Raw genomic sequence first — 6508 nt, forward strand, 5'->3', positions numbered from 1 at the left:
GTCGGTGCAGGCCGACGCCGAGCGCGCAGCCTTCGACGGGCCGCTGCCGCCCGGCTGGACGCCGCTGCGCTGACCTCGGAGACGCCGAAGGGGACGGATGCCGCTCGCCGCGGCATCCGTCCCCTTCGATGTCTCAGCCCAGCACGGCCTCGAGGGGTCCGCGGGCGAAGTAGAGCACGAAGCCGGCCGCGACGATCCACAGCAGCGGGCTGATCTCGCGCGCTTTGCCCGACAGCGAGCGCACCACCACCCAGGAGATGAAGCCCGCGCCGATGCCGTTGGCGATCGAGTAGGTCAGCGGCATCACGGTGATCGCGAGGAACACCGGCAGCAGGACAGAGAAGTCCGAGAAGTCGATGAAGCGGATCTGCGACATCATCAGCGCGCCGACGATCACCAGCGCGGAGGCCGCGACCTCGGTCGGGACGATCGAGACGAGCGGCGTGAAGAACATCGCGATGAGGAACAGCGCACCCGTCACGACGTTCGCGAACCCGGTGCGGGCGCCTTCGCCGATTCCTGCGCCGGACTCGATGAACACGGTGTTCGACGAGCTCGACGTGAATCCACCCGCGACCGCGCCGACGCCCTCGACGATGAGCGCCGACTTGATGCGCGGGAAGTCGCCCTTCTCGTTCGCCAGGCCCGCCTCCTTCGACAGGCCCGTCATGGTGCCCATCGCGTCGAAGAAGTTCGTGAACACGAGCGTGAAGACGAGCATCAGCGCGGCGAGCACGCCGATGCGCTCGAACGATCCGAACGAGACCTGGCCGACCAGCGACAGGTCGGGCACGCTGACCAGCGACGACGGCAGCTCGGGCACCGAGAGGCCCCAGCCGCCGGGGTTGACCTTGTCGCCGTCGAACTTGGGGCCGATGTTCCAGATGGCCTCGATGATCAGCGCGACCACGGTGCCGGTGACCAGGCCGATGAGGATGCCGCCCTTGACCTTGCGGGCGACCAGGATGCCAGTGAGCAGCAGGGTGAACACGAAGATCAGCGTCGGCACGGTCGCGACGGAGCCGTTGACGCCGAGGCCGACCGGGGGAGAGGAGGCGCCGGTCGAGGTCACGAAGCCGGCGTCGACGAAGCCGATGAACGCGATGAAGAGGCCGATGCCGACCGTGATGGCGAGCTTCAGCTGGATCGGGACGGCGTCGAAGATCATGCGCCTGAGGCCCGTGGCCGCGAGCAGCACGATGATCAGACCGTTGATGACGACGAGGCCCATCGCCTCGGGCCAGGTCACCTGCCCGACGACCGACACGGCGAGGAACGAGTTGATCCCCAGGCCCGCCGCGAACGCGAACGGCAGGCGGGTCACCAGGCCGAACAGCACGGTCATCACACCCGCGGTGAGGGCGGTGGTGGCGGCGACCTGGGTGAAGCCGAGGGTGTTGCCCTCGACGTCGACACCGCTGGAGAGGATGATCGGGTTCAGGATGACGATGTAGGCCATCGTCACGAAGGTCACCACGCCGCCGCGGACCTCGGTGCCGATGGTCGAGCCGCGACGCGTGATCTCGAAGAACCTGTCGAAGCCGTTCTTCGGCTCGGGTGTCTCGACGTCGTCGGGCGTCTCGGGGGTGTTCGATGCCGCGGACGGGGCTGTGCTCATGGATGGGACCTCCGACCTGAAAGGGTAGTCGTTCGCGCGCGAACCTGAGGATTCCCTGGACGGATGCCGCACCACGGCGCGGACGCAGCCGGGACGCCCGCGCCCCTCGAAGTAGGGTCGATGGCGCATGCATCGCCTCATCGTCGCCCTCCTTGCCACCGTCGACGCCGCCATCGCGGTCGCCGTCGGCCTTGCCGCGACCCTCGCTCCGCTCACCGTCCTCTGGGTCTTCGGCTTCGGCGGCGACGCGGACTGGGGAGTGCTGTGGCCGTCCGCCGTCTCGGTGTGGCAGTTCGGCAACCTCGTGCCGCTGCACATCGCCCTGCCGCCCGAGTACCTCGCGGCCACGGGGATCGACACGGACGCGGCATCCTTCGTCCTGTCCCTCGCACCGCTGGCGTTCGCCACGTTCACGGCGATCTTCGCCGCCCGCTCGGGGGCGCGCGCCTCGCACGCGGACGCCTGGCTCACCGGTGTCCTGACCTCGACGGTCGTGTTCGCCGCGCTGGCGACGGGCGCCGCGCTGACGGGCGCGAACGACGTCGCGCACGTCGAGACGTGGCAGGCGATCCTGATCCCGACGCTCGTGTTCGCGCTTCCCGCGCTCGTCACGGCGATCGTCACCGAGTGGTCGGAGGCCGGCTCCGGCGCGGTGGCGCGGCTGCGTGATCGCGCGGAGGAGCTGCCCCACGGGTGGGGCGACGTTCCGGCGCTGGTCGCACGCGGTTCCGCCGTGGTCGTGGTGGGTCTCGTCGGCGTCGGCGCCGCGGTCGCCGCCGTGGCCCTGTTCGCACGCGCTGGGCAGATCGTGGCGCTCTTCCAGGCCGGCGACGTCGACGCGCTCGGCGCGGCGGTGCTCACCATCGCGCAGCTCGCCTACGTGCCGACGCTCGCCGTGTGGGGAATGAGCTTCGTCGCCGGCCCCGGATTCAGCGTGGGCGAGGGCACCGCGGTGTCTCCCGCGGGCACGCAGGTCGGAGTCGTCCCGGGGCTGCCCGTGCTCGGCGCCGTGCCGGATTCCACCACGTCGTGGCTGCTGCTGCTCGCGCTGCTGCCGGTCGCGATCGGCGCGCTTGCGGGGTGGATCGCGCGCTCGAGGCTCCTCCACGTGGGCGACCGGGCAGGCGCACCACGGATGCCCGGTGCCACTCCTCGCTCCGCACGCGCGCCGCAGGCCGCGCCGGTGTCCGCGCGGACGGACGCGGCCAAGACCGCCGCACTGACCGGTCTGCTCGCGAGCTCGAGCCGTGCGAAGACCTCGGAGTCCGAGGAATCGGATGCCGTCGCGGCCGAGGACCCGATCGGCGCGCGCCTGGTGATCACCGCGGGCATCGCGATCGTCGCGGGAGGCGCCGCCGCGCTCCTCTCCTTCGTCGCCTCGGGCTCGCTCGGGCCGGGACGGCTCGCGCAACTCGGCCCCGAACCCGGTCCCGTCGCCCTCGCGGTCGGGCTCGAGGTGCTGCTGGGTGCCGCGATCCTGCTCCTCTCGCCCCGCCGCGCCTCGGGCCGCACGTCTGCCGGCACGGAGACCACGACCGAGCCCATCGACCTGCCCGGGCCGGCGGCGCCCGGCGACAGGAACGGTTCCGAGTAAGCTGATCGGGTGCTCACGGTCGCCGTCCTCATCTCGGGCACAGGGTCGAACCTGCGCGCTCTGCTCGACGCGGCGGCCGAGCCCGAGTTCCCCGCTCGCGTGATCGTGGTCGGCGCCGATCGCGAGGCCGAAGGGTTCGCGCACGCCGAGGAGTACGGCATCCCCACCTTCATGGTCCCCTTCGCGCAGTTCGCCAGCCGCGAGGAGTGGGGCGCCGAGCTCGGCGCCCAGCTCGACGTCTGGCGGCCCGACCTCGTCGTGCTGAGCGGCCTCATGCGGCTGCTGCCCGCCGACCTCGTCGACGCGTGGTCGCCGCGCATCATCAACACCCACCCGGCGTACCTGCCGGAGTTCCCGGGTGCGCATGGCGTGCGCGACGCGCTCGCCGCGGACGTCGCCCAGACCGGGGCCAGCGTGATCATCGTCGACAACGGCGTCGACTCGGGGCCGATCCTCGCGCAGGAGCGGGTACCCGTGCTCCCCGGGGACGACGAGCACGCCCTGCACGAGCGCATCAAGCCCGTCGAACGCCGCCTGCTGATCGACGTGGTGCGCCGCGTCGCCACCGGCGACCTCGACCTCGCGGCGGCGTCCGCGAGCGCCCAGCTCTGACCCCTATCCCCACCGAGGAGATCCGCCATGGCCGGACCGAGCCACGACCCCGCCCTGTATCGCACCCGCGACGTCGTCCCGGTCCGCCGGGCGCTCGTGTCGGTGAGCGACAAGACCGATCTGCTCGCCCTGGGCGAGGCGCTCGCCGCGGCGGGCGTCGAGATCGTGTCGACGGGTGGTTCCGCCACCCTGCTGCGTGAGGCCGGTCACACCGTGACCGACGTGTCGAGCGTCACCGGGTTCCCCGAGTCGCTCGACGGCCGCGTCAAGACGCTGCACCCGAGCGTGCACGCCGGCCTCCTGGCAGACCTGCGCCTCGAAGATCACGAGCGTCAGCTCGACGAGCTCCACATCGCGCCGTTCGAGCTGGTCGTGGTGAACCTCTACCCGTTCGTCGAGACGGTGCGCTCGGGAGCGCAGGGCGACGACGTCGTCGAGCAGATCGACATCGGCGGCCCTGCCATGGTGCGTGCGTCGGCGAAGAACTACGCCAACGTCGCGATCGTCGTCTCGCCCTCGTCGTACCCGGCCGTCATCGAGGCGGTACGCGCCGGCGGCACGAGCCTCGCGCAGCGTCGCGAGCTCGCCGCCCGCGCGTTCGCCCACACCGCGGAGTACGACCGCGCGGTCGCCACCTGGTTCTCGGAGGGGACGCTCACCGAGGAGGACCTGCCCGCGCATCTCACGATCAAGGCCGAGCGCCTCGCGACCCTCCGCTACGGCGAGAACTCGCACCAGCGCGCGGCGATCTACACGCGCAACGGCGGCCACGGCATCGCCCAGGCGACGCAGCTGCAGGGCAAGGAGATGTCGTACAACAACTACGTCGACGCGGATGCCGCCCTCCGGGCCGCGTTCGACATGGTCAAGCCCGCGGTCGCGATCATCAAGCACGCGAACCCCTGCGGCATCGCCGTGGCGGCGCCCAACGCGCTCGACCCGATCGCGAGCGCCCATCTGCGCGCCCACGAGTGCGACCCGGTGTCGGCCTACGGCGGCGTGATCGCCGCCAACGGCACCGTGACGCTGAAGATGGCCGAGAACCTCAAGGACATCTTCACCGAGGTCATCGTGGCGCCCTCGTTCGAGCCCGAGGCGCTCGAGGTCTTCAAGGCGAAGAAGAACCTGCGCCTGCTGCAGCTCCCGCAGGACTGGCAGCAGGAGCGCATGGACGTGCGCCTCGTCTCGGGCGGCCTGCTGCTGCAGGACGCCGACCGGTTCCCCGACGACATCGAGTCGGTCGCGAAGGATTGGCAGCTCGTCTCGGGGGAGCGTCCGGCCGACGACGACATGACGAACCTCATCTTCGCGTGGAAGGCCTGCCGCGCCGTCAAGTCCAACGCGATCGTCCTCGCCAAGGGCTCCGCGACGGTCGGCATCGGCATGGGCCAGGTCAACCGCGTCGACTCCTGCCGCCTCGCCGTCGAGCGCGCCGGTGACCGCGCCGCAGGTTCGGTCGCGGCCTCCGACGCGTTCTTCCCCTTCGCCGACGGGCCGCAGATCCTCCTCGACGCCGGCATCTCGGCGATCATCCAGCCGGGGGGCTCGGTGCGCGACGACGAGGTGATCGCCGCCGCCCAGGCGGCGAACGTCACCATGTTCTTCACGGGAGAGCGCCACTTCTTCCACTGAGACGACCGTCGCCCGGGCCAGGGCCGGCGCCGGCGTCCGCGGGGGCATGGGTCCATTTCCCCATGTCCCCGCTCCGGGCGGGAGCAGCGCCGTCCGCCGGATAGGGTCGATGCGGAGCGTTCGCCAGGAGGATCCGGTGATTTGGGAGATCGACGACTCGACACACGCCGTCGAGGGCCTCGATGGACGCGGTCGGCCGAGGCCGGAGTACGCCGCGTCCCTCGGGCTGCGCATGGCGCCCTTCGGGCGGCGCGTGCTGGCGACATCGATCGAGCTGGGCATCGTCGTGGTGCTCCAGCTCCCGCTGCTGCTCGTCTCCCTGCCGGTGCTCCTCAACGCCGCCGCCTCCGCCGATCCGGTCGCAGCGCTCACGGATGCCGGCAATCTCGGGCTCGTGATCGCGTGCGCGGCCGCGTCATCGGCCTTGACGACCGCGTTCGTCGTCCTGCAGCTGATCCTGCACGGGCGCAAGGGCACCACGGTAGGCAAGGCGGCGACCGGCATCCGCTCGGTCAACGTGCGCACCCTGGAGCGGCCCGGATTCTGGCGTGGCGCGGTGGTGCGGTACCTCGTGCTCGGGGCCAGTTTCCTCGTGCCCCTCGTCGGACCCGTCCTCGTGATCGCCTGCTCACCGCTGTTCGACCCGGAGCGTCGAGGGCGCGGATGGGCCGACATGGCGGGCGCCACGTGGTTCGTGGACGTGCGGAAAGGCCTCAACCCCTACGACGCGAAGCGCATGCGGATCGCCCGCAAGACGGCGGCGACGGATCTCGCCGACGAGCGCAATGAGCTGCCGTCGCTCGCGACCGCGACGGTGGCCCCCGGCTCGGGCGCCTACATCCCCGTGACCCGCAGCAGCGGGGGAGTCGTCGGAGCGCCCCGCGGGGAGGCGTACGCAGCGGGCGCCGCGCCGGGCGGAACGGACGCAGCGGCTGTCGCGCCGAGCGGAGCGGCGATGGGTCCTGGTGTTCCTGTGGCGGGGGCGCCGGCATCAGGGCCGCGCGAGCCGGTCCACCCCTCCGTCGCCTCGTCGACGCCGGCAGCAGGCCCCG

The 6508-nt window shown here is 71.6% G+C and carries 5 protein-coding genes; 4 read left to right on the forward strand and 1 reads right to left on the reverse strand.

Annotated elements, in window-relative coordinates; all coding sequences use genetic code 11:
* Window positions 1-133: 133 nt before the first annotated feature.
* On the reverse strand, window positions 134-1618 hold the full coding sequence (locus tag VIP82_RS11035) for an NCS2 family permease (protein ID WP_331908480.1): 1485 nt from the start codon (window positions 1616-1618) through the stop codon (window positions 134-136).
* Window positions 1619-1745: 127 nt separating this feature from the next.
* Between VIP82_RS11035 and VIP82_RS11040 the strand changes: the two genes are divergently transcribed.
* The 4 genes from VIP82_RS11040 to VIP82_RS11055 all read left to right on the forward strand — a co-directional run.
* Window positions 1746-3212 (forward strand): cell division protein PerM, encoded by a 1467-nt coding sequence (locus tag VIP82_RS11040; RefSeq protein WP_331908482.1) that lies wholly within the window; start codon window positions 1746-1748, stop codon window positions 3210-3212.
* 9 nt (window positions 3213-3221) lie between these two features.
* On the forward strand, window positions 3222-3824 hold the full coding sequence (purN, locus tag VIP82_RS11045; RefSeq protein ID WP_331908484.1) for a phosphoribosylglycinamide formyltransferase: 603 nt from the start codon (window positions 3222-3224) through the stop codon (window positions 3822-3824).
* A 27-nt stretch (window positions 3825-3851) separates the two neighbouring features.
* Window positions 3852-5456 (forward strand): bifunctional phosphoribosylaminoimidazolecarboxamide formyltransferase/IMP cyclohydrolase, encoded by a 1605-nt coding sequence (purH, locus tag VIP82_RS11050; RefSeq protein WP_331908486.1) that lies wholly within the window; start codon window positions 3852-3854, stop codon window positions 5454-5456.
* A gap of 136 nt (window positions 5457-5592) precedes the next feature.
* A partial coding sequence (locus VIP82_RS11055; protein ID WP_331908488.1) for an RDD family protein occupies window positions 5593-6508 on the forward strand: 916 nt, incomplete at its 3' end.

The organism is Microbacterium sp. (genome assembly GCF_036566905.1).
In the GTDB taxonomy this organism is placed as follows: domain Bacteria; phylum Actinomycetota; class Actinomycetes; order Actinomycetales; family Microbacteriaceae; genus Microbacterium.

What these genes read in the sequence shown, in the direction of transcription:
- purH (WP_331908486.1), top strand. Translation starts at nt 3,852, where the DNA reads ATGGCCGGACCGAGCCACGACCCCGCCCTGTATCGCACCCGCGACGTC.
- VIP82_RS11040 (WP_331908482.1), top strand. Translation starts at nt 1,746, where the DNA reads ATGCATCGCCTCATCGTCGCCCTCCTTGCCACCGTCGACGCCGCCATC.
- VIP82_RS11035 (WP_331908480.1), bottom strand. Translation starts at nt 1,618, where the DNA reads ATGAGCACAGCCCCGTCCGCGGCATCGAACACCCCCGAGACGCCCGAC.